Source organism: Azospirillum rugosum (assembly GCF_017876155.1).
GTDB lineage: Bacteria > Pseudomonadota > Alphaproteobacteria > Azospirillales > Azospirillaceae > Azospirillum > Azospirillum rugosum.
This window is the reverse complement of sequence record NZ_JAGINP010000001.1, coordinates 276177-298376: the sequence shown is the minus strand read 5'-3', so window position 1 is coordinate 298376 and position 22200 is coordinate 276177. Positions and strand designations below refer to the sequence as shown.

At 68.9% G+C, this 22200-nt stretch carries 19 protein-coding genes; 6 read left to right on the top strand and 13 right to left on the bottom strand.

From position 1 onward, the window contains the following. The first annotated feature begins 115 nt into the window (after positions 1 to 115). Entirely contained in the window at positions 116 to 2491 is a 2376-nt protein-coding gene (locus tag J2851_RS01440) for a Tex family protein (protein WP_209763676.1), read from the top strand. Between the two features lie 123 nt (positions 2492 to 2614). Then, positions 2615 to 3724, top strand: a complete 1110-nt coding sequence (locus J2851_RS01435; RefSeq protein ID WP_209762773.1) for a sensor domain-containing diguanylate cyclase — start codon at positions 2615 to 2617, stop codon at positions 3722 to 3724. A 3-nt stretch (positions 3725 to 3727) separates the two neighbouring features. On the opposite strand, the gene J2851_RS01430 is transcribed toward J2851_RS01435, so the two are convergent. Continuing rightward, entirely contained in the window at positions 3728 to 4360 is a 633-nt protein-coding gene (locus J2851_RS01430; protein ID WP_209762770.1) for a LysE family translocator, read from the bottom strand. Between the two features lie 310 nt (positions 4361 to 4670). Here J2851_RS01430 and J2851_RS01425 point away from each other — a divergent pair, with 310 nt between their 5' ends. After that, complete coding sequence (locus J2851_RS01425; RefSeq protein ID WP_209762768.1) at positions 4671 to 5066, top strand: hypothetical protein; 396 nt, start codon at positions 4671 to 4673, stop codon at positions 5064 to 5066. A gap of 106 nt (positions 5067 to 5172) precedes the next feature. Here J2851_RS01425 and J2851_RS01420 read toward each other — a convergent pair whose 3' ends face one another. The 5 genes from J2851_RS01420 to J2851_RS01400 form a co-directional block, all read right to left on the bottom strand. Continuing rightward, on the bottom strand, positions 5173 to 5523 hold the full coding sequence (locus J2851_RS01420; protein ID WP_246500343.1) for a hypothetical protein: 351 nt from the start codon (positions 5521 to 5523) through the stop codon (positions 5173 to 5175). Positions 5524 to 5542: 19 nt separating this feature from the next. Further along, a complete protein-coding gene (locus tag J2851_RS01415; RefSeq protein ID WP_246500342.1) occupies positions 5543 to 5848 on the bottom strand; it encodes a hypothetical protein in 306 nt (101 codons plus the stop codon). A gap of 31 nt (positions 5849 to 5879) precedes the next feature. Next, positions 5880 to 6722, bottom strand: a complete 843-nt coding sequence (locus J2851_RS01410) for a hypothetical protein (protein ID WP_209762765.1) — start codon at positions 6720 to 6722, stop codon at positions 5880 to 5882. Between the two features lie 17 nt (positions 6723 to 6739). After that, on the bottom strand, positions 6740 to 7690 hold the full coding sequence (locus tag J2851_RS01405; RefSeq protein WP_209762762.1) for a YqaJ viral recombinase family protein: 951 nt from the start codon (positions 7688 to 7690) through the stop codon (positions 6740 to 6742). Positions 7691 to 8025: 335 nt separating this feature from the next. Next, complete coding sequence (locus J2851_RS01400) at positions 8026 to 8661, bottom strand: helix-turn-helix domain-containing protein (RefSeq protein WP_209762759.1); 636 nt, start codon at positions 8659 to 8661, stop codon at positions 8026 to 8028. A gap of 227 nt (positions 8662 to 8888) precedes the next feature. Here J2851_RS01400 and J2851_RS01395 point away from each other — a divergent pair, with 227 nt between their 5' ends. From J2851_RS01395 to J2851_RS01385, 3 genes are all read left to right on the top strand, one after another. Then, positions 8889 to 9209 carry a heavy metal-binding domain-containing protein gene (locus J2851_RS01395; protein WP_209762756.1) on the top strand — a complete coding sequence of 107 codons (321 nt, stop codon included), beginning with the start codon at positions 8889 to 8891 and terminating at the stop codon, positions 9207 to 9209. A gap of 129 nt (positions 9210 to 9338) precedes the next feature. Then, positions 9339 to 10535: an E22 family MetX-like putative esterase gene (locus J2851_RS01390; protein WP_209762753.1), complete on the top strand. Its 1197-nt coding sequence runs from the start codon at positions 9339 to 9341 to the stop codon at positions 10533 to 10535. A 164-nt stretch (positions 10536 to 10699) separates the two neighbouring features. Then, positions 10700 to 11563, top strand: a complete 864-nt coding sequence (locus tag J2851_RS01385) for a hypothetical protein (protein WP_209762750.1) — start codon at positions 10700 to 10702, stop codon at positions 11561 to 11563. Between the two features lie 43 nt (positions 11564 to 11606). On the opposite strand, the gene J2851_RS01380 is transcribed toward J2851_RS01385, so the two are convergent. Genes J2851_RS01380 through J2851_RS01350 form a run of 7 tightly spaced genes read right to left on the bottom strand, consistent with a single transcriptional unit; the run spans position 11607 to position 22199 of the window. After that, positions 11607 to 12068, bottom strand: coding sequence for a hypothetical protein (locus J2851_RS01380; RefSeq protein WP_209762747.1), 462 nt, complete (start codon positions 12066 to 12068; stop codon positions 11607 to 11609). Positions 12069 to 12072: 4 nt separating this feature from the next. Then, a complete protein-coding gene (gene pelG / locus J2851_RS01375; protein ID WP_209762744.1) occupies positions 12073 to 13452 on the bottom strand; it encodes an exopolysaccharide Pel transporter PelG in 1380 nt (459 codons plus the stop codon). A 1-nt stretch (position 13453) separates the two neighbouring features. Continuing rightward, the gene (gene pelF, locus J2851_RS01370; protein ID WP_209762741.1) at positions 13454 to 14995 is read right to left on the bottom strand and encodes a GT4 family glycosyltransferase PelF; all 1542 of its coding nucleotides are present in this window, start codon (positions 14993 to 14995) and stop codon (positions 13454 to 13456) included. After that, positions 14992 to 16098 (bottom strand): tetratricopeptide repeat protein, encoded by a 1107-nt coding sequence (locus J2851_RS01365; protein WP_209762738.1) that lies wholly within the window; start codon positions 16096 to 16098, stop codon positions 14992 to 14994. The genes pelF and J2851_RS01365 overlap by 4 nt, the downstream gene beginning before the upstream one ends. Then, positions 16095 to 17480, bottom strand: a complete 1386-nt coding sequence (locus tag J2851_RS01360) for a GAF domain-containing protein (RefSeq protein ID WP_209762735.1) — start codon at positions 17478 to 17480, stop codon at positions 16095 to 16097. The genes J2851_RS01365 and J2851_RS01360 overlap by 4 nt, the downstream gene beginning before the upstream one ends. A gap of 44 nt (positions 17481 to 17524) precedes the next feature. Next, a complete protein-coding gene (locus J2851_RS01355) occupies positions 17525 to 19135 on the bottom strand; it encodes a tetratricopeptide repeat protein (protein ID WP_307419144.1) in 1611 nt (536 codons plus the stop codon). Further along, positions 19116 to 22199, bottom strand: a complete 3084-nt coding sequence (locus J2851_RS01350) for a tetratricopeptide repeat protein (RefSeq protein WP_209762732.1) — start codon at positions 22197 to 22199, stop codon at positions 19116 to 19118. The genes J2851_RS01355 and J2851_RS01350 overlap by 20 nt, the downstream gene beginning before the upstream one ends. Between the last annotated feature and the right edge of the window lies 1 nt (position 22200).

Below are 22200 nucleotides of genomic sequence, written 5' to 3'. Positions count from 1 at the left end.
CCTTTCCGGCGGCGCCGCGCCCCGATGTTCCGTCATACCCCAGATCGCCACTGGTCGTGGGCACCTCCTTCGCGGTATAGGAGCCGCCTTGTCTTTCACCAGTGACCGGTCATCCATGCTGTCCATCAGCCAGCGCATCGCCGACGAGCTTTCGGTTCGTGAGTCCCAGGTCGCCTCGGCCGTCAAGCTGCTCGACGAGGGCTCCACCGTCCCCTTCATCGCCCGCTACCGCAAGGAAGCCACGGGCGGGCTCGACGACACGCAACTGCGCACGCTGGAGGAGCGTCTCGGCTACCTGCGGGAGTTGGAGGACCGGCGCGCCGCGATCCTGTCCTCGGTTCAGGAACAGGGCAAGCTGACGCCGGAGCTGGAACTCCAGATCAAACAGGCGGACACCAAGACGCGCCTGGAAGACCTCTACCTGCCCTACAAGCCGAAGCGCCGCACCAAGGCGCAGATCGCGCGCGAGGCCGGGCTGGAGCCGCTGGCCGACCTGCTGCTCGCCGACCCCGCCAAGGTGCCGGAGGCCGAAGCCGCCGCCTTCGTCAGCGCCGAGAAGGAGGTCGCCGACGTCAAGGCCGCGCTGGACGGCGCCCGCCACATCCTGGTGGAGCGCTTCGGCGAGGACGCGGAGCTGGTCGGCAGGCTGCGCGCAACCATGGCCGACAAGGGCGTGGTCACCTCCAAGGTGATCGAGGAGAAGCGCGCCGAGGGCGCTAAGTTTTCCGACTATTTCGAATTCGACGAGCCCTGGGCGAAGCTGCCGTCGCACCGCGCGCTGGCGCTGTTCCGCGGCCGCGCGCAGGGCGTGCTGGACATCCGCCTCGACCTTCCGCTGGAGGAGGGCCAGCCGCACCCGGCGGAGCGCACCATCGCCGCCCACACCGGCATCCGCGACCAGGGCCGCCCGGCCGACAAGTGGCTGTCCGACGTGGTGCGCTGGACCTGGAAGCTGAAGATCGGCCCGCACGTCGAGACCGACTTGATGAGCGACCTGCGGGACCGTGCGGAGGACGAGGCGATCCGCGTCTTCGCCCGCAACCTGCATGACCTTCTGCTCGCCGCCCCGGCCGGCCCGCGCACGACCATCGGCCTCGACCCCGGTATCCGGACCGGCGTGAAGGTCGCCGTGGTGGACGCGACGGGCAAGCTGGTGGACACCACCACCATCTACCCGCACCAGCCGCGCAACGACTGGGACGGCTCCATCGCCGTGATCGCCGCGCTGGCGGTCCGCCACAAGGCGGAGCTGATTTCCATCGGCAACGGTACGGCCAGCCGCGAGACCGACAAGCTGGTCGCCGACCTGTTCAAGCGCCACCCCGAACTGAAGCTGACCAAGCTGGTGGTCAGCGAGGCCGGCGCGTCCGTCTATTCGGCCTCCGAGACGGCTGCGGCCGAATTCCCGACCCTGGACGTCTCGCTCCGCGGGGCGGTGTCCATCGCCCGCCGCCTCCAGGACCCGCTGGCCGAGTTGGTGAAGATCGAGCCGAAGTCGATCGGCGTCGGCCAGTACCAGCACGACGTGTCCGCCGGCAAGCTCGCCCGCTCGCTGGAGGCGGTGGTGGAGGACTGCGTGAACGCCGTCGGCGTCGACCTGAACACCGCGTCGATCCCGCTGCTGACCCGCGTGTCGGGCCTGAACGAGACGATCGCCCGCAACATCGTGGAGTTCCGCGACAAGAACGGCGCCTTCCGCTCGCGCAAGCAGCTGCTGGAGGTGCCGCGCCTCGGGCCGAAGACCTTCGAGCAGGCGGCCGGCTTCCTGCGCATCCGCGAGGGCGAGAACCCGCTGGACACCTCGGCCGTCCACCCCGAGGCCTACCCGCTGGTCGAACGCATCCTGAAGAAGACCGGCAAGGATCTGGGCAGCGTCATCGGCGACGCGCGCTTCCTGCGCGGCCTGTCCGCGGAGGATTTCACGGACGAGCGCTTCGGCGTGCCGACCGTGGAGGACATCCTGAAGGAGCTGGAGAAGCCCGGCCGCGACCCGCGTCCGGAGTTCAAGACCGCCGAGTTCAAGGAGGGGGTGGAGGAGCTGAAGGATCTCCAGCCCGGCATGGTGCTGGAAGGCGTCGTCACCAACGTGACGGCCTTCGGCGCCTTCGTGGACGTCGGCGTCCACCAGGACGGCTTGGTCCACATCTCCCAGCTCTCGACCAGCTTCGTGAAAGACCCGCACACGGTGGTGAAGGCGGGCGACATCGTGAAGGTCAAGGTGCTGGAGGTGGACATCCCGCGCAAGCGCATCGGCCTGACCATGCGCCTGACCGACGCCGCCCCGCGCCCCGAAAAGGCCCAGGGGCCGCGTGGGGAACGCCCGCGCGACGACCGTCCGCGTGACGGCCGCCCCCAGGACGGGCGCCGCAATGGGCCGCCAGCCGGCAAGCCGGCCGCGAAGCCGAACCCGGCACCGGCGCGGGCGCCGGAGCCGATCAACAACGCCTTCGCCGAAGCCTTCGCGCGCGCCCAGGCCGGCAAGAAGCGGTAACCGCCGCGGGCGCGGCCGCGGCGCTCCTTGCTCTGGGACATCCAAGCGTCCACGCCGTTGCGCGTGGACGCTTTGCCTGCGAAAGGTTAGGTTGGCGGAAAGGGCAAGGGCACACCGTCTCATATGACCGCACCCGCAATCAGGATCGCCGGCGCCTACGCTGTTCTCGCCATTGTCTGGGTGGTCGGGTCGCACGATCTTTTGAATGCCGTCGGTCTCGGCGGGAACGCCCTCGTCGCAAAGACGAAGGGCGTTGCCTTCGTCCTGGTCACGGCGGTCCTGCTGTGGTTCTTCCTGCGCCGGGAATTTATCCGCCGGGCGCGGTCGGAGGAGGCGCTCCGCTCGACCATGGAGCGGCTGGCGCAGTCCGAGGCCGACCTCCGGTCGATCATCGAAAATTTGCCCGACGCCTTCTACCGCACCGACCTGGACGGGCGCGTGATCATGGCCTCCCCCCATTTCGCGCGGGAGTTCGGCATCCCGCCGGAACAGGTCGTCGGCACGCGGATCACCGACCATTACGTGGAAGAGGACGGGCGTAGCCGCTTCATCGCCGCGCTGAAGGACGCCGGGGGGCAGATCCGCGACTACGGTATCCCCATGCGGCGCAAGGACGGCGAGCTGATCTGGGTAACCGCCAACGCCTACATTCGCCGCGACCCTTCGGGGCGCGCGCTGGGCATCGAGGGGGTGGCGCGGAACACCACCGCGCAGCACCATCTGGAGGAGCGGCTGCGCTATCTGGCCGGGCACGACATGCTGACCGGCCTGTGCAACCGCATACGCTTCGAGGACCGGCTGCAGCACGCCATCGCCCGCGCCCGCCGGGAGAACCGGAGCTTCGCGCTGCTGTTCCTCGATCTCGACGGATTCAAGGAGATCAACGACACCTACGGCCACCATAAGGGGGACGAGGTGCTGGTGATCATCGGCAAGCGCCTTGCCGGCGTCCTGCGCGACAGCGACAGCACCGCCCGCATGGGAGGCGACGAGTTCGCCGCCCTGCTCGAAGGCGACATATCGACCGCGAGCGCGCGCGCCGTGGCGGAAAAGATCATCGCCGCCATCGACGCCCCCTTGCCCGACCTGTCCCACCGGGTGTCGGCCAGCGTCGGGCTGGCGCTCTACCCCTGGGACGGGGCGGACGCGGACACGCTGCTGCATTCGGCCGACCAAGCCATGTACCGCGCCAAGCGCCTGGGCAAGAACCGGCTCGAACTGGGCGCGACCTGAACGTCAGCCGGGCCGCGCCGCGTCAAGCGCCAGCCGCAGCCCCAACGCCCCGATGACCGACGCCGCGACACGGTCGATCCAGCCCTTGGAGCGGAGGTAGGCCGCCCGCGGGCGTCCGGCGGAAAAGGCGACGGCGACGATGGCGTACCAGCCCGCCTCGATCAGGAACACGGCGGGCGGCAGCGTCAGCAGGACCCACGCTGGCGGGGCCGCGGGAAGCAGTGCTGCGAAGATGCTGCCGTAGACGATCGCCGTCTTCGGATTGCTCAACTGGGTGGCGAGCGCGAACCAGAAGGCACGGCCCGCGCCGGCCGTGTCCGCTGGGCTTTCTGCCACATGGATGGGCTCTCCGGCGCCGCGCCAGATGCGCACCGCCAGGTGGATCAGATACAGCCCTCCCGCGACCTTCAACGCGAGATACAGCCAGCCGACCTGCGTCAGCAGCGCGTGCAGGCCAAGCAAGGCGAGCGCCGCGAACACCACGCCCCCGACGCCCATGCCCAACGCCGCGGCCAAGCCGGCCCGCCGCGACTGGGCGATCGACGTGCGCGCCACCAGCACGAAGCTGGGGCCGGGGCTCATGGCGCCGATCGTCAGGGCGCCGAGAATGCTCAACAGGGCAACGGACGCGTCCATGGCAGCGGCTCCGCAATTCTCACGATGAGAGACGATAATCGAGGAGCGCGCGCCTGTCAGGTGTCCGAACGCCGCACTCCCGGACCGGCCATTTTTCGCAAAGTAAAGATAGCGGCGTTCCCTGCCAGTAAAAAGGAACGTACAGGGTCAAAAATCGCTCATTTACAAATACAAGTGAGTGCAGATCATCGAGTATTTTCTTGGCGAGAGAGTGCGGCACCGTGTTTGAGACGCGCGAAAAAGACAGCTTTGAAGGTTCGGCTTACTGTCCGGCCTGCGCAATCGCGCTCAATCCTTTCAAGAGGCTACAATGTCCAACACCGCCGTCGTCACCCTGGCCGACATCGCTCCCGGCCAGACCTTCACCGTCGCCATCAACACCCAGTCCGGCTGCACCTACTCCGTGAAGGTGCTGGACCAGGCCAACCAGGTCCTGGTCGACAAGACCGCCGGTGGCGTGAACTGGAACTTCACCACGGCCGTCGCCACGGCCCCGACCGACGCCAGCCGCTGGCCGCTCTCGCTCCAGATCACCGGCAACGGCGGCTCGACGCTGAGCGTGCTGGACCAGGTGACCAAGCTCGCCGGCTACAACGCCACCTACATCACCAGCTACGTCGTCTGCCTCGACGACGCCGGCACCGGCTCCGACCGCGACTTCCAGGATCTGGTCGTCACGCTGAACGCCTACCGCACCGTGGGCTGATAAGCCGCTCCGCGGGCCGAAGAAGCGAACGCTCCAAGGCCGACGGGCCGCCATCCTTCGATGGCGGCCCGTTCCGTTTCGATCGGCACCGGACGCTGACCGCAGCCTATTCCGCCGCCATCATCACGCCGGGGTTCTTGCGCGGAGCGCTGCGGGGCCGGCCGCGCTTGGCCGCCGCCGCATCCGCCGGAAGCAGGCCCAGCGTGCGCCCGACCTCCTCGTCCGTCGGCTTGCGCCGGTAGGCGGCGACGTAGCGGTCCAGAGCCGTCAGGCATTCCGCGATGGTGCCCGATCCCACGGCCTTGCAGTCCTCGAAGGCGTGGGGTTCCGGGCGGAACCAATGGGTGATGTAGCACTCCTCGGTTCCGTTCAGGCTGAGGGTGAGGGCGAAGCGGCCCTCGTGCCCGATACGGGCGTGAGCCGCGCGCAGCCGGGCCTGGACCTCCTCGATCATCATGGCGTCGCGTTCCTTATCTCTAGGCCGCTTCCGTCAGCAGCCGTTCTTCCAACCGGCGGGCCCACTCGGCGTCACGCGCCAGCGATTCCACCAGTGCGCGGGCCGGTGCCGCCGTCTCGGCCGGCGTGTCGGGGCGGAGCAATGCTGCCAGCCGCATGGCCATGCTCTCCGCCTCCGCCTCGACCCAGCGGGCGTACTGGCGCCGCCGGTCCGCCTCGTTCCAGTACCAGCGCGGCAGCTGGGCGTTGCTGCGCTCCATCTCGCCTTCCCAGGCGCTCATGCGGAACAGGCCGCTGGGAGAGCGTTCGGCGCGGGTTGCGGTCATGACGTCTCCTTTCCGGCCTGTGTCATGAGCTTCAGGCGGCCTCCATTTCGCCGCCGTCCTGGTCGCCGCTCTCTTCGCGCTTCAGGATCTCCGCCTTCTTCTGGGCGAACAGGCTGGTGATCCGGTGCTGCGCGGCACGGTCGACGCTGCCGATCTCGCGCAGGCGGGTGCCGACGCCGGCCCGCCAGACCTCCTCCAGGTCGTCGAGGTCCAGGCAGGCGCCGAGGCGCTTCCTGACCTCCTCCTCGAAGGCGGCGATGGCGGTGGGCTGCAGGTCCGGATTGGCCTTGGCGGCGTAGAAGGCCTCCGACTCCTCCCGGTACTTGCTATCGTCGAACTGCCCCATGTGGACGTCGGCGGCGAGGCCGAGTTGCACGAGGCATTTGCCGACCGCGTCGGTCATCGACATCTTGAAGCACTCGTCGTCGGGCGCCTCGATGCCGTTGCGGCGGCGGACCATCTCGGTGCCGCCCCACTGCGGGCCGGTCCAGCACTTCTCGCCCGTTTCCGGGTCGATGTACCAGACGCGGGCGCAGATGAAGACCATGCGTTCCGCGATGGTCCAGTCCATCTGCTCGTAGCCCCAGCCCTTGCCGACGGGACCGAACACCTCGGTCATCATCATCAGGCGCCAGGTCGGGTCGATCTGCGTGCCGCGGAAGCCGCCGGAGCGGGTGAAGGGCTTGGTCGCCTTCGGGTCCGTCCGCTTCAGCTTGTTCCACAGATGCAGGTTCTCGAAGGTGGGAGTGTCGGCCTTCGAAGCGTGGGCGGACGCGGACGCCGTCTCCGCCTTCGAGCCCGTGATCTTCGGCTCGGCCTTGCTCTCGGCCTTTTCGGTTTCGGCGACGGTGTCGGTCTTGCTCATGCGTCCCATGGTCGGGTCCTTCGTCTCTAGAAGCGTTCGTCTCTCCCCTCACCCCAGCCGCCGCTGAGCACAGCGTCCAGGCTCGGGTCAGGGGACAATCCCTCAATACCGTCCGCGGCGGGCTGCCACGGTTCGGCGGTGTCCAGGGCACGCCGCGGCGGCGGCCCGTAGCGCAGCGACAGGCGTCCCTCGCGGTCGCGGGCGAGGTACAGGCCGCGGCCCGGCTCCTCCCCCGCGAAGAAGGCGATGCGCGCGTCGGCGGGCATCAGCGCCTTCAGCGCCACTTCCGCCTCCTTGACCGCGATCGCGGTGGAGCGCTGCTCCACCAGCACCGCCGCCAGCGAGACGAAGCGGTTGTGCCGGGCCATGTCCACGACCCGCCGTGTCTCGTAGACCGGCGCGTCGAAGGGCACGGGGTCGCTCGGCTCCACGTCGTTGGCGACGTGCCACCAGAAGGCGCTCAGCGTTTCCAGCAACCGTTCGCAATCGTCCTCGTTCCTGCGAACACGCACGATCGCGTGGCCGGTCGGCCGCAGGATCGACAGCAGCCCGCGCTCCAGCCCCATCACCGCCAGCTGGTGCTGGAGCTGCCAGTGGTAGCGCTGCGCCAGCTCCGCGTCGGACTGGAAGCCGCCGGTGAACTTCGCCTCAACCACCGTGTCCGGCTGGCTTTCGCGTTCTCCGCCTTCCCAGGTCAGGAAGTCGGGGTGGGCCACCATCCAGTCATGCTCGGGGTGAACCCAGGTGTCTTCCGCCGCCACGCAGCGCACGCCGGTGGCGTGCTCCACGAAGCGGGCGTGCAGGTGTTCCGTGGCGATGCCGATCTGCACGGCGGCGACGAGGTCCAGGTTCGCGGGATCCGCGCGCCCGGTCTTCTCACGCCACAGCGCCACCCAGTCGCCCGCCATGATGCGGGTGGCGTCGGAAGACCCGATCCGCCCTGCCCGCGCGGCGCGCTGCGCGTCGGTAATCGCCATTCCCCTGTCGGCCCCCCAGCCGTTGCTGTCCTCTCCGCCTTACGCCCGCCCGAAATGCGCCTTCGCAGCACCTTCGGCATTAACCATAAGCTGTAGCCTGAATATGGGCTGCGAACATGCAGGATTCAAGAACAAAAAGAGAACCTGGAACGTGGCCGTAAGGATCGAAAGATCGAATGTTTTCAGGAAAGTAAGTCGCCGCTTGAGGAGCCGCGGCAGCGCTTCGCGACTCGGCGCGAGAGAGCACAGAGATGGACACGACCACGCCCGGTTTAAGAGGTGGTTCGTAAATAATTATCCGCGCGCCTTTGCGGCTCTCTTTGCGAAATTCTTCGTCAAATCCGCAGGGAGCGGACGACGTGCACGGCCACGCCGGCGACGTTCGCATCGCCGATCGGAGTCGGACGGCAGTCGGGGTCGGTGCTCACCGGAAGCAGTTGCGGCGGGAAGAAGCGGTAGCCGCAGACCGTGCCCTCCCCCACCGTCACCACCACGTCGCCGGCCTGGGGGGCGAGCACGTCGGTCGGCTCCAGGACGACGCAGTCATCGGGCAGGACGCCGGCGGCGTTCAGGCTCTTGGACGCGATGGTCAGGGCGAAGGCCCGGCGGGAGGACGGCCGGTCCACGGCGATGCTGCGCGCCCCGTCGCGGAGCGCGGCGGCGATGAAGGCCTCCCCCGCCCGGCGGCCGAGGTCCAGGAAGGCGTGCACCTGCTCCACGTTCAGCACGGGAACGCGGGTCGTCGGGGGGTAGGCGCGCTCGTCCAGGAAGCGCGGCTCGGATCCCGCGACGCGGGCGAGCCGGCCCAAGGTTTCCGCGCTCGGCACGCTGCCGTTGATGGGGTCGCGCAGGAACCGGGTGAGGTTCGTCGCCGTGACGCCGGCCAGGCGCGCCCAGGCGCCGGCGCTCCAGCCGCGCGCCTCCATCACCCCGGTCATCCAGCGCAGGATCGCTCGCCGCGTGTCGTCCATGGCCCGGTCCTCAACACCCCAACGCCCCTTTTGCGCCGATATGAGAGAACATTGACGGAACGCGCAAGGGTCCATCGACTATGCCGCAATTTCGTCGAGGATACGCTGCGATTTCGCAGTATCGCCTTGGGCTCCTCCCAGCCCGTCCGTCGTTCCGCCGATTCCCCCTATTGCGGCGGAAGAATCCGGCGCCACCTTCATGGCGCACACCAACGGGGAGCGTTGCCATGATCGTCACCAGCACCGACAACGTCGAAGGCCGCCGCATCACCCAGTACCTGGGCATGGTCGCCGGGGAGGCGATCCTGGGCGTGAACATGTTCCGCGACCTGTTCTCCGGCATCCGGGACATCGTCGGCGGGCGGGCCGGCGGCTACCAGAACGCGCTGCGCGACGCGCGGGAGGCCGCCTTCGCCGATTTGCAGGAATCCGCGCGGGCACTCGGCGCCGACGCCGTGGTCGGGGTGGACATCGATTACGAGGTGCTGGGCAAGGAAAACGGCATGCTGATGGTGTCCATCAACGGCACGGCCGTGCGGCTGGGCTGACATCTCGGCTGGCTGCGGGTTCCCCTTCAGGCTCCGCCAATTGCCCTACTGGACAGGTGGGAGGCTGCCCGTAGACTTCGCGTCCAAGCAACGCTTCTGCGAACGAAAAACATCCGGAGGGGAACCAACATGCGATCCGTGGCCATGCGCCTCGGCGGCCTCGCCATGGCCGCCGGGCTTCTGTGCGCGGCACCGGCCCTGGCGCTCGACGGCCTCGTCGAGAAGAAGGTCTTCGAGATGCCGTCCTACACGACCACCGGCGGCGGCACGATCAAGAACGTCCGCATCGGCTGGGAGAGCTACGGCAAGCTCAACGACGCCAAGGACAACGCGATCCTCGTCACTCATTTCTTCAGCGGATCCAGCCACGCCGCCGGGAAATACAAGGCGGAGGACACCGCCACCGGCTATTGGGATTCGATCATCGGCCCCGGCAAGCCGCTGGACACCGACAAATACTTCATCATCAGTTCCGATACGCTGGTGAACCTGTCGCCCAAGGACCCGACCGTGGTCACCACCGGGCCGGCCAGCATCAACCCGGACACCGGCAAGCCCTACGGCATGAGCTTTCCGGTCGTGACCATCCGCGACTTCGTGAACGTGCAGAAAGCCCTGCTGGACAGCTTGGGCATCAAGTCGCTCCAGGCCGTGATGGGCGGCTCCATGGGCTCGCTCCAGGCCTTCGAGTGGGGCGCCTCATATCCGGAGATGGTCAGGCGCGTCATCGCCGCCATCGGCGGGGCGGAGGCGGACCCCTTCCTGATCGGCTGGCTGAACCTGTGGGCGGCCCCCATCAAGGTCGACCCCAACTGGCAGAACGGCGATTACTACGGCAAGGAGGAGCCAAAGGCCGGCCTGACCGAGGCGCTGAAGCTGGTGACCCTGCACGCGCGCCACTGGAAATGGGCGGACGCCACCTTCGGCCGCAAATGGGCCGAGGAGGGCAAGGACCCGCGGCTGTCGATGAACAACCAGTACGCGATCGAAGCCTGGCTGGACAAGGCCGCAGCCGCCCGCGCGTCGGTCAGCGATGCCAACCACTTCCTCTATCTCGTGAAGGCCAACCAGACCTTCGTCACCGGCAACGGCGGCACGGTGGAGGAGGGGCTGGCGAAGATCAAGGCCCCGGTTCTGCTGATCCCGTCGGCCGACGACATGGTCTTCCCGCCCGACGGCAACATGCGCCCGCTGAAGGAGCGGCTGGAAAAGCAGGGGCTGAAGGTCGAATACACCGACGCGATCACCTCCACGCTCGGCCACCTGGACGGGGTGGTGAACATCGGCAAGGCGGGCGACACCATCGCGCAGTTCCTGACAAAGTAGCAGGGTGAAGCAGCAGGCCACGGAAAGCGGCAGGCGGCGGGCCGGGATGCTCCTGCCCGCCGCTCGCCGTGCGCGATATTCGCGTCTTTGTCGTTCCCTGCGACGATTATCTCGATAAAATGGCGAAAGTTGTCCCATCCCCGTATCAGTGGGTGCATATCGCCATGAATGTTTTCGCCAAGACCGCAGCGCTCGGCGCCATCCTCGCCGGGGTGGCCTTTCCCGCCCTGGCCCAGCAGAAGGCCGCCCTTCCCGTGCCGACGCCCGCCACCCATCTGGCCGGCGTGACCGGCTCGCTGGCCAGCGTCGTGGGCAAGACGAAGTACGTCCACGAGCAGGAGAACAACAGCCCCGCGGCGGTCGTCCTGCCGCTCGGCGACGGGAAGTACGAGGTCGAGGCCGACTGCTCCGGCTGGGTGTCGCACAACCTGAAGAAGCTGCCGCTCCAGTACGAGGCGGTGCACGCCTACCAGTCCCAGGTGCCGGGCGAGGCTTCGAAGCCCTACCCGCGCGCCAACGTCTACCGGCAGTATTTCGCCAACCTGAAGCCGGGCGCGCCCTTCACGCCCGTCCGCAAGCTGGCCGACGTGCGGCCCGGCGACATCCTGTCCTGGTGCCTGCCCGGCCATTGCGGCATCCCCTACACGGGCAAGCCGGCCAACGACACCGGCCACGTCATGGTGGTGATGAGCCAGCCGATCCCGGCCGGGCGCGGCAAGGCCTTCCTGATGGTCCTCGACTCCTCGTCGGTGGCCCACTACAGCGCCAAGACCCTGCCGCCGGCCGTGCTGAAGGCCAACCCGGGGCTCGCCCAGGCCTACGCCCGCTATCCGGACGTGCGCGACACGGTGGTGGACGGCAAGGTTTCGGCCAACGGCGTCGGACCGGGCTTCATCCTCTTCGGCACGGACGAGAAGGGCGCCATCAACAGCTTCCAGTTCGGCCCCGGCGACCATGTGAACAGCGAGGGCATCCTGTTCGCCGTCGGCCGTCCGGCCCAGCCGGCGGCCACGGTCGCGGCCAAGTGAACGCGCATCCACCTCCCGGCCGCGCCCGGCCGGGAGGTGGATGTCATGGGCTTCCCTGCCCGATGTAGTTCGGCATCAGCCGCGCCTGCTCCCCGACATAGACCCGGCAGCGGCTGTCCTGCCCGTCGAAGAAATAGACTTGGCCCGGCCGCCGCTTGCCCTGCGGGTCGATGAGATTCGCCCCGCCGGAAAAGGCGACGCCGTAGCGCTTGTCCGGCGTGCGGGCCCAATAGAATCCGTCGCTCTCCTGCACGAAGGCCCCGCGCTGGCACAGGTGCGACAGCGCTGGATCGAACTTGGCGAGGCCATCGAAGCCCTTCGGCAGGCTGTAGACCGCCTGGGAGCGGATGAAGCGCGTGCGGGGCGGCAGGACCTCCCTGGGAATCACGGGCGGTTGCATGAGCGCGCGCAGATGGCTGGGGTCTGTGCGGTCCACCCGCACCGGGTCGGCCGCCGCGGGCGAAGCGACCAGGATGACCAGAGCGACGACGGCCAAGCCTTTCATGCTGTCACCGGACCGACGGGTTGTTGGCGACGAAGGCGACGTAGGGCAGCTTCCGCACCGCCGTGGCGACCAGCAGATAGGCGACCGCGAAGGCCAGCAGAGACGACAGGAAATAGCCGTAGCCATACCACGCGAAGCCCATGCGGCTGAAAACCAGCGTCAGCCCGCTGTTGGCGGCCAGATAGAAGATCTGCACGAACAGATTGCGCCGGCGCAGGTCGAAATAGGCCAGGATCACCGTGCAGAACAGGAATCCGACCTGGAAGAAGGCGCCCAACGCGCCGAAGCGGAACATGCCGATCTGCTGGTAATGCAGGCCGAGCGCCCCGACGACGTTCGGCGCCAGGAAGATGGCGAGCGCGCAGACCGCCCCCTGGAGGATGATCAGGTTGCGGGAGCTGTCCAGCAGCGCCTGAATGATCCCCCGATGGTTGCGCGCGATCTGGTCATAGGTCGCGTGCTCCTGGATGTCGCGGTAGAAGCCCTGGTAGCGTTCGAAGAATCGCGTCTCGACGTTCACCGTGAACAGGGTCAGCGCCGGCATAATCGTCAGGTAGGCGACGAACATGGCGCTGTCATAGGCCGAATAGATCACCATGGCGCCGGACACCGCCTCGCGCTCCGGCACGAACCACATGATCCATTTGTCGACCCAGACCGCCAGGTTGGCGACCAGCCCGACCAGCGCCAGATCCCAATATTTGCGGAAATAGCTGACGAAGGCGAACAGCCGCGCGACGCGGTACGGATACTCCGCGAAGACGCGGGCGATCAGGCCGAACTGGATGACGGCGAGGCCCGCCGAGAATCCCCAGACCATTCCGGTCGGGCCGGCAAACGCCCCCAGCCCGGCGGTCGCGACGGTTCCCACCGCCATGCCGATCCCGAAGGCCGCCGTGACCGCCACATAGTCCTTCAGCGCCGACAGGAAGATCGACACGACCCAGATGCCGCTGACCAGGAAGAAACCGATCAGCGCCGCCGTCATCATCGGCGCCGGCAGGTCGCTGTAGAACAGGTAAAACGGCCCCGCCGTCACCGCCGACAGCCCGTAGGCGAGCCCAAGCGTCGTCAGCAGCATGCCCGGTGCCGTGTCCACCTGCTTGGCGTAGATCGCGTCCGCCAGATAGCGCGTGGCGACCAGCACCAGCGGCCCGGTCAGCACGACCGAGAAGCAGAAATTGTAGATCACCACCACGCGGAAGAGCGTCAACTCCTCCATCGACACGATCGACTGCCCGATCAGGTTGATGCCGGCGAGCGCCAGGATGGTGAACATCCACGGGCCGGAGGTGATGAAGGCCGAATGGGCGTAGCCTTGCAGGACGCCCAGCAGGTCGTCCCGCCGGGCCAGCTTGCGCAGCGCGAAACCGATGCCGGCCATGTCACGCCGCTCCCCGCGCCGGAGCGCGCTCGAACAGGGTCGTCTGGGTCGGCAGGGCGATGTGCTCGTCGTAGATGGCGCGGTAGATGCGGTCGATCTCCACCTTGTCGTAATAGCGGGCGACGCGTTGCGCGATGGCGGCGGCGCAGCGGTCCCGCCAGGGCTGGTCGAGCAGCAGGGCACGCAGTTCCCGCGCCGTGTCCAAGGGGCTCGCCAGCGGGGTGATGGCGCCGCCCGGTCCCAGCGGCGGAACCTCGTCGTCGCGCCCCAGGATCAGTTCGGAGCAGGAGCCGACGTCCGTCGCCACGCTCGGCACGCCCGACGCGCCGGCCTCCAGGATCACCAGCGGCTGTGCCTCGCTGACGCTGGTGAGCGCGATGGCGTCCACCTTGCCCAGCCAGTCCGTCAGCTTCACGCGGCCGGCGAAGATCACCGTCTCCTCCAGCCCCAGATGCTTCACGATGGTCCGGCACTCCTCCACATAGCCCGGGTCTTCTTCCAGCGGGCCGAGGATCATCGCCTTCAGGTCTGGGATGTCCTCGCGCAGGATGCCGGCCGCGCGGATGTAGGTCTTCACGTCCTTGATGGGCACCACGCGGCCAATCAGAGCGATGGTCGGCGGGCGCTTGGAGGTGTCGCGCTGAACCTTCGAATATCCAGCATAATCAATGCCGTTCGGGACGACCTTCAAGCGGCTTGGGTCGGCACCCTGGCGCCGCTGGAATTCCTGGTTGCCGCCGTAGAGCGTGAGGATCCGGTCGCAGGCGTCGTAGCAGGCCTTCGAGTAACTTGCGAAGGTGTCGAGCCAAAGGTCTCTCAGATCACGCTTTTTCTTGTCCACGACCAGCGAGGTATCGGCCCCCTCGAACAGCCATTCGGCCATCAGGATCTCGATCCGCCGCTCGTTGGTGTAGATGCCATGCTCCGTCAGCAGGGCCGGACGGCCGGTTTCCAGCGTCGCACGGGCTGCGAACAAACCGGCATAACCCGTTGAAATGGCATGATAGACCTTGGCCGCGGGCATCGGCGCCAGCATCGTGGCGAACAGCCCGCTCATCAAGGCGCGGGAGCCCCAGAAATACTCAAGGAAGGAGGCGTCGGGCAGGGTCTCCCGGCACAGCCCGACCACCATGCGGAAGGCTTCCTCGGAGTTCAGCAGAACCCGCCGCCCGACCTTCCCGCGTCGGCGCGACAGCAGGCGCACGACCTCCTCGACCTCGGCCAGGCCGCCGCCCTGCTGAAGGCGCTTCAACGGCGCTTCCAGCCGGCGCATCAGTTCGGCCTTGCCGGGCACCCACGGCCAGCCCGGGTCCGGGTCCTGGAGGTAGACGTGGGTCAGGCCGGTGACGTTCGGCGGCAGCTCGTAGGCCATCTTGCGGGTGGCCCGGTCGGCGACCAGCGAGACGACGTGGAAGGTCAGGTCCGCGTGCGACTTGATCAGGTCGTGCGTCCAGGTCGACACGCCGCCGAGGATGTAGGGGTAGGAACCTTCCATCAGCAGGCAGACGTCGGCCGGATCGTCGGATTTGCGGAAATCACTCATGCGGGCACCGGCTCCTTCTCACCTTCGACCGGCGCGGCCCACAGCGCCATGACCGACGCCAGCGTGTCGGTGCTGTCCGCGCCAATCGGCATCAGGTCGGCGCGGCGTTGCGCCAAGACGCGCAGGTCGCCGTAGCGGCCCAGGCGGAACAGGCATTCCGCGTACCAGAACAGGACCCGCCGGTCGTCCGTCCGCTCGATGAGCGGTTCCAGCGCGCGCGCCGCCTCCTCCACCAGCCCGCAGCGCAGCAGCAGGCGGCCGAAGTCGTGCCGGGCGTCGTCGTCGTCCGGTGCCAGCTCCAGACTGCGGCGGTAGCCGTCCTGGGCCTTGTCGCGGATTTCCTGCTCCCGGTTGGTGTCGAGCAGGCCGCAGAAGGCGTAGTCGTCCAGGTGCCGCGCCAGGGCCAGCCCCGCCCGCGCGTCCTGCGGGTTCGCCCGGACGGCCTCCTCCAACTCCAGCCAGCGCTCGTTGAACTCGTGCTCCACGCGCGCGGTGGCGGTCGCCGCCTGGACGCGGACGGACGGGTCGGAATCGGCGAGCCCGGCCTTCAGCGCCGGCGTGAAGGCTGGGCGGAAGTGCCGGGCGACCAGCGCGATCACCGCCTGCTTCTGCTGGGGGGAGCCAACCGACATCACGTCGGTGAAGGATTCCGCGGCGGCGAGGTGCGAGGTCTCGCGGCCCGACACGATCAGCTCGTACAGCTCCTGCGCCGGTTCGGACTGGCTTTCCGGGAACAGGGACAGATACCAGTCCTGGAACCCTGTGGCGTAACGCCGGAACAGGGCGTGCAGCAGGGTCGTCAGCAGCGTGCAGACCGGCCCGAGCGGCCCCAGCACCGGCGTGGTGACCAGCAGCAGTCCAGCCAGCCGCAGGTCCAGCCCGCGCCTCACCCGCGACCGCACCCAGAACGCGACCGCTGCCACGATGCCGGCATGCGCCGCAATCGCCCCCGCAAGCCCGAAGGGCGACCCCAGCCATGCGGCGCAGGTGACCACGCCAGCCTCCGCAACCAGCACCAGCGCGAGCGCGGCCAGCAGGTCGGCGGTGCCGAGGTTCGGCGCCTCCTCCAGCACGGCGTCGGCGGGTTCGGCGTGGGTGCTCATTCCGCGCCCACCTTCTGCGCCGTGAAGGTGATCGGCAGGTCGGTGAGGTCGGCCGGCAGGGATTTGCGCACGGACGCCTCCAGCCGTTCGGACACCAGTTGCGCCCGGTCCATGGGCGTGCCGGGCAGGACGACGCCGAACACCATCCCGTGCTGGCCGACGTCGCAGGCCATGTCCGTGTCGCGCAGCCCCTGCCGCACCGCCCGCCCGATCGCCGACGCGACCTCCGCCCGCCGGTCGGCGCTCAGCCGGGACAAGCCCTGCGGCCGGATGGTGACGGTCGTCGTCTCGAAGCCGAGCCGGCGGCCGAGGTTGGCCAGGAAGATGGCCTGCCGGTCGATGAAGCCCGACGAATAGAGCGAGCCGTCGCCCGAATAGAGGCGCTGCTCGTTCAGCTCCCGGAACTGCCGCGCCTTGGCCAGGGCGGTTCCGATCCATTCGCAGAGGATGCGGAAGTTCTCCAGGCTGTTCACGCCGAGGTCCAGGAATCCCAGGCTTTCGATCTTCAGCATGCCGACGACCTCGCCCGTGTCGTCGCTGACCAGCGGGCCGGCCAGCACGCCCTCGCCCTTCAGGATGCGCTCATCCTCGGCGCGGGCGACGCACAGGATGCGCTGGCGGCCGACCACCGTCTCGAACAGCTGGGAGGAATGGTCGAACCAGCGGGCGTAGCTGTCATCCTCGTCGTCCCAGCCCTCGTTCGTCACCGATTCCAGGACGTCGTTGTTCAGGAGGAAGAGCGAGAACTTTTCCGGCCGCATGACGGAGCGGACCAGATCGGCGACGCCCAGCATCACCTCCCCCTCGTCCAGCTTGTCGATGGCGCGGGCCGCCTGATAGAGCGTGAAGACGGTGCGAAGCTGGCCGGCGACGCGGGTTTCCAGGCTTTCCTTGACCGACTTCAGCTGCCGGTAGGAGCGCGTGATCGCGTCCGATTCCCGGCGGGCGAGGTCCAGGCCGGCGCGCAGTTCGTCCCGTTCCCGGATCTGGCGCATGCGCAGCTCGCCGAACAGCACGGCGGCGACGAGCCACAGGATGGGCTCCCGGCTGATCGTGAACAGATACTGGTAGAAGTCCTGGGAGATCAGCTGTTCCGGCACATTGCCGAGCCGCAGCGCCACCGACGCCACGACCGCGGCCAGCACGCCCTCGTTCGTGCCGTACTGGATCGCCAGCAGCAGAACCGGAATCCAGAAGGGATGCGGCTGCACGCCGTCGAAGCGCAGCCCCGCCCCGACCATAGCGTCCAGCCCCAGCGCCACCAGGAAGAACAGGGCAAGCTCCACCAGCGCCACACGGCGCAGGCCTAGAATGCGGCGCGGCCCGGCCTGCGCCGCCGCGGTTCCGGGGTCGAGGCCCGGTTCCAGTGTGGATTCGCTCATGCCGCGGTTCTTTCCAATGGCCGTTCGTCCCGTTGGCCGCGCCGTCAATAGCGCATGATCAGATAGCCGCCCGCCCCGGTGGCGGTGGTGCCGCTGCCGCGCGCCGTGGCGCGGGTGTAGCTGGCCCGCAGGCCGAGTTCCAGACGCTCCAGGGGTTCATAGGCGAGCGCCAGCGAGCCCTGCGGCCCGCCCTTCCCGCGCCGATCGTAGGCGTAGCCGCCCTGGATGCTGTAGCGCAGATAATCGGTCAGGGCGTCGTCCAGCGCGAGCTGAAGCGCGTGCACCTCGCGCGTCTGGACCGGCAGGGGCAGGTAGGCGACCCCCGCCTCGTCGACCCGGTCGGCGCGCCGCGCGACGTATTCCGCGTCCAGCACATAGGCGATGCTAGTCACCGGCCATTCCCGGATCAGCACATAACGGACCGCCCCTTCGACCGTCGCCGAAGTGGCGAGGTCGCCGGCCCCCGCAAGGCCATAACGATTCCAGCCGGCGCCGAGGTTGGCGGACCAGCGCTCCGACAGCCGTTCCTCGTGGGTCAGGAAGACGCGGTCGCGCCGGCCGCCGCCGACGATCCCCTCGATGAAGGTGTAGGTCGGCTCTCGCCACGCCACGCCGGCGCGGGTCTCCGACCGCTCCTCGCGCCAGCCATGGACATAGCCGGCGCCGACCGTCTTCTGCGCGGCGAACAGCGATAGTCGCGACTGCTGCACCTCCGGCCAGTCGTGGCGCAGAGTCAGCTCCGCGCGCTGGCGGCTGCCGTGGAAGGGCGCCACGGTCCCGTCGGCCCGCACCGCTTGATCCACATCTACGTCGCGGTTCTCCAGCGCGTAGAGGACGCTGGTGTTGCCGCCCACCTCCAAGCTTCCGGTCAGCCGGCCGATGCGCTGCACGTCGGCGTTCTTCACCTGGAACAGGTCCCAATCGACGCGCGCATGCTCTCCATGCTCGCGCAGCAGGTTGTTCTTGCTGGTGACGAGCGACGGCTCGTTCGGTGCCAGCTCCAGGGCGCGGTCGTAGAGACCCACCGCCTCCCGCCAGCGGCCGAGCCGCTCCTCACCTTGAGCAAGCAGCGCCGTGGATTGGACGTCGTTCGGGTTGGCCCGCAGCAGATCGCCTAGCAGGCTGCGCGCTTCCCGCACATCGCCCTGTTCCATCAAGGTGACCGCACGGAAATAGTCGATGCGCCGTTGCGCCACCTGTTCCGCCGCCTGCTCCTCCACGGTGAGCCGGCCGGTCGCGCGTTCCCGGGTGAAGGCGATGGTCACCCCGTTGGACTCGACGGAGACCTCCGCGGTCACGCCCTGGGCGAGAACCAGCAGCAGGCTGTCGTAGCCGTAGCGGACATTGTCCACCCAACCCTGCAGCCGATCCGGAACCGTGTCCAGCGGCGCGTCGCCGAGCGGGCGTGAGGCGCGGATCGTCAGTTCGCGGCCATCGCGTCCCGGATCCACCCTGACCGCGCCGGGCCAGCGGAGTGCAAGCCGAGCGCCCGTCTCCTCGCGGGTCGCCTCCACGCGGACGGCGGCTTTCGTCTGCGCAGCCGCCGGGGTCGCGGCGGCCAGCAGCAGGGTGGCGAGAAGCGCCCAAAACCCCCTCGCCCGCCCCCGGCGGGAGAGGGGATTCTGCGCGTGACGATTACGGAAGGTTGAGCACACGGCGCGCCTCCGTCATTCGTCCGCTGTCGATCAGCATCGACGCGTAGTCCGCCTTCAGCTGCCGGTCGGCCGGCCGCAGCTTGCGCAGCGTCTCGAACAGGACCACCGCATCGTCCACCTTGCCCAACCGGTGCAGGATGTTCGCCTCCGTCTGCACGACGTTGTCGCTCTTTGCTTTCAGCGCGCGGACCTGCTCGAGCGCGCGGCGGTAGAAGGGCACGGCCTCGGCCGGTCGCTTCTGGCCGGTCAGGGACTCGCCGAGGAAGTAGTTGGCCTCATAGTCGCCCGGCCGCTGGGCGAGGAAGCCGCGCAGAAACCGTTCCGCATCGGCGAGCCGGTTCTCGTCGTAGGCCAGCATGCCCAACTGCCGCAGAGCATCGCCATCGTCCGGCCTCTGCGACAGCACGGCCTTCCAGGCCTCCGCCGCGGCCCCGCGCTGGCGGGCCTGCTCCGCCAGGCGGGCGTAGCGACGCAGGCGCTCCGGCTCCCGCTCCTGGCCGACGGCGGACTTGACGGCCTCCGCCAGTTCCTTCCCCTTGCCCTGGGCGGCGAGCGCTTCGATGTAGGGGCCCTTCAGATCCTTGGCCGCGGGTGCGCCGCCCTGCCCCAACCGGTCGGCGACCCGACGCGCCCCGCCGAGGTCCGCCAGCCGCTCGTACCAGGCCGCCTGTTCGGCGGGGGACGCCGCACCCTTCGCCCGCCCTTCGATCCAATCGAGCGCCGCCGCCGCCGGACGCGGCCCCCACAGGAAGGTCAGCTGCTTGAAATCCGCACTGTCCGGACCCTGGCCCGCGGCCAATCGCAGCAACGCTTGTTCGGCCGATGCCTTATCGCCCTGGTCGAGCAGCGCGAAGGCGATCTCGCGCCGTTCCTTCGCGGGCACCCGGTCGTCGTGGGCGCGGGCGGCCAGATGGCGGCGCAGTTCGTCCTTGCGCCCCAGCTTCGTCAGCGCGTCGCGGTACAGGCCATCCCACCGTGCCTCGCCGCCGGAGGCCAGCTGCTTCAGCACGGGAAGGGCGCGCGCCGGTCCCCCGACGTCGAGCAGCAGCCCGGCGCGGTCCTCCCGCCCCTTCGCGTCGAGGTCCGGGCGCGCGAGGTCCGCTTCCAGAAGGTCCGCCAACTCGCGGACGGCTCCAGTCTTGCGGGCGGCGTCGGCGTAGGCGAACAGCCACTCCCCGCCCAGCCGCCGCGCCCGGTCGCGCAGGAACGGCAGCGCCGGACGGTAAGCCTTGAGGTCGAGCAGCGTGTAGAGGAGCGCCGTCTCTTCCTCCTCGCGCAGGCTGCCGCGGTTGAGCTTCGCAGCGACGAACCGGGCAAGCTCCTCGTTGCGGCCGAGCGCGCCGAGGGCCGCCGCGTAGGCCGATTCCACCGCCATCGGCTCCACTGGGGCCCCGCCGTCGGCGAGCAGGTCCGTCAGGTGCGGCAGGGCGTCGGCCGGCCGCTTGGCCGACAGCAGGGCGGAGGCGAGCGCGAAGCGGCTGCGCGGCGTCGGTGCCGCGGCGTAGACCCGCTCCGCCGCCTTCAGCGCCAGGACAGAGGCGCCCCGCTCCGCCGCGATCCCGGCGACGTCCTGCAACAGCGCAGGATCGAGCCTGGGGTGTGCGTCGAGCCAGGACGCGACCCGCCCCGGATCGCCGGCCTTGGCGGCGAGACGCACCCAGCCGAGGTCGCCGGCCAGAGACGGCATAGCGGCGCGGCGGGCGTCGAACCAAGCCACGCCGGCCTTGGCGCGATCGAGGTCGAGGAACAGCCCACCCAACTCCTCCAGCACCTCGTCCGGCAGCGCTCCGGTCAGGGCCAGCCGGTCGAAAGCGGCTGCGGCCGCCTCGCGCTGCCCGGCGCGGTCCAGAAGGCGCACGGCCGCCAGATGCTCGGCCAGCGGCAGTGCCGCGTCGGCCAGCGCCGCCCGGGCGTGGCGCGCCGCCTCCCCCTTGTCGCCGCGGGCGATGGCGATGTTCGCGGCGAGCACGGGGTGCTGCGCCAGGACGGCGTCGCCCAGTTCGCGCGTCATGTGCTCGAGGAAGGCATTGTCACGCTCCCGGAAGGCCGTTTCGGCCATGCCGACCAGCGCCCAGTCGGGGATCAGATTGAGGTCGCGCCCCTTCGCCGTCTCCAGCGCTTTGCGCCCCAGGCCGACGTTCATCTGCAAGGCGACCAGCCGGCCAAGCGATAGGTCGTCCACCGCGTCCGGCAGGGCGTCCAGCCGCGCCCGCGCCTCCTCCACCCGGCCGGCGGCGGTCAGCAGGTCGATGTGGGTCAGCTCCAGCGCCAGCGGCCGGGCCGGATCGGCCAGCTTCGGCTCCAGCAGCTTGACGGACAGGTCCGGGCGGTTCGCCGCGGCGAACTGGCTGAGCAGGCCGATGGTGTCGCCGACGGTCGTGCCCAGCGCGATCCATTGCCGGGCGCGCGCGTAGGCCTCCCCCGCCCGCCCCTGGTCGAGCAGCAGGCTCATCAGCAGCTCACGGCCGTTCGGCTCGATGGCCCCCTTGGCGCGATCGTCGGCGTTGCCGAGACGCTCCATCGCCTCCGCGTAGGCGCCCTGCGAAGCCAACAGCGTGCCGAGTTCCATCTGGGCGTCGCCATCCTCCGGCCTCAGCTCGCAATAGCGCCGCAGCGCGTCGATCTGGCGGTCGATCTGGCCGTGGAAGCCGGCCAACGTGGCCAGTTCCCGGTAATTCTCGTCGGTCGGACGCAGCCGGGCCAGCACCTCCAGATTCTCCAGGTAATCGCCCATGCGCTGGGCGTCGCGGTAGAGGCGGGAGAGGATCTGCCGTCCCTCGGCGTAGGAGGCGTTCGCCTCCGGTTCGCGGGCGACGAACGCCTCCATCAGCGCGATTGCCCGGTCGACCTCACCGCCGTCGAGGTACAGACGGGTCAGCGGCATGACCGTCGCGGCGGAGTGGTCACCGGCGTCGAAGCGCTGCTCATAGGCCAGCCGCGCTGTCGCGTAGTCCTGATCGCGGAACTTCTGAAGGGCCAACTCCTCGCCGCGCGGGATCAGCAGCAGGCTCACGCCCACGCCGACGGCGATTATCAGAAGGACGAACAGGATGTTCGCGCGCATC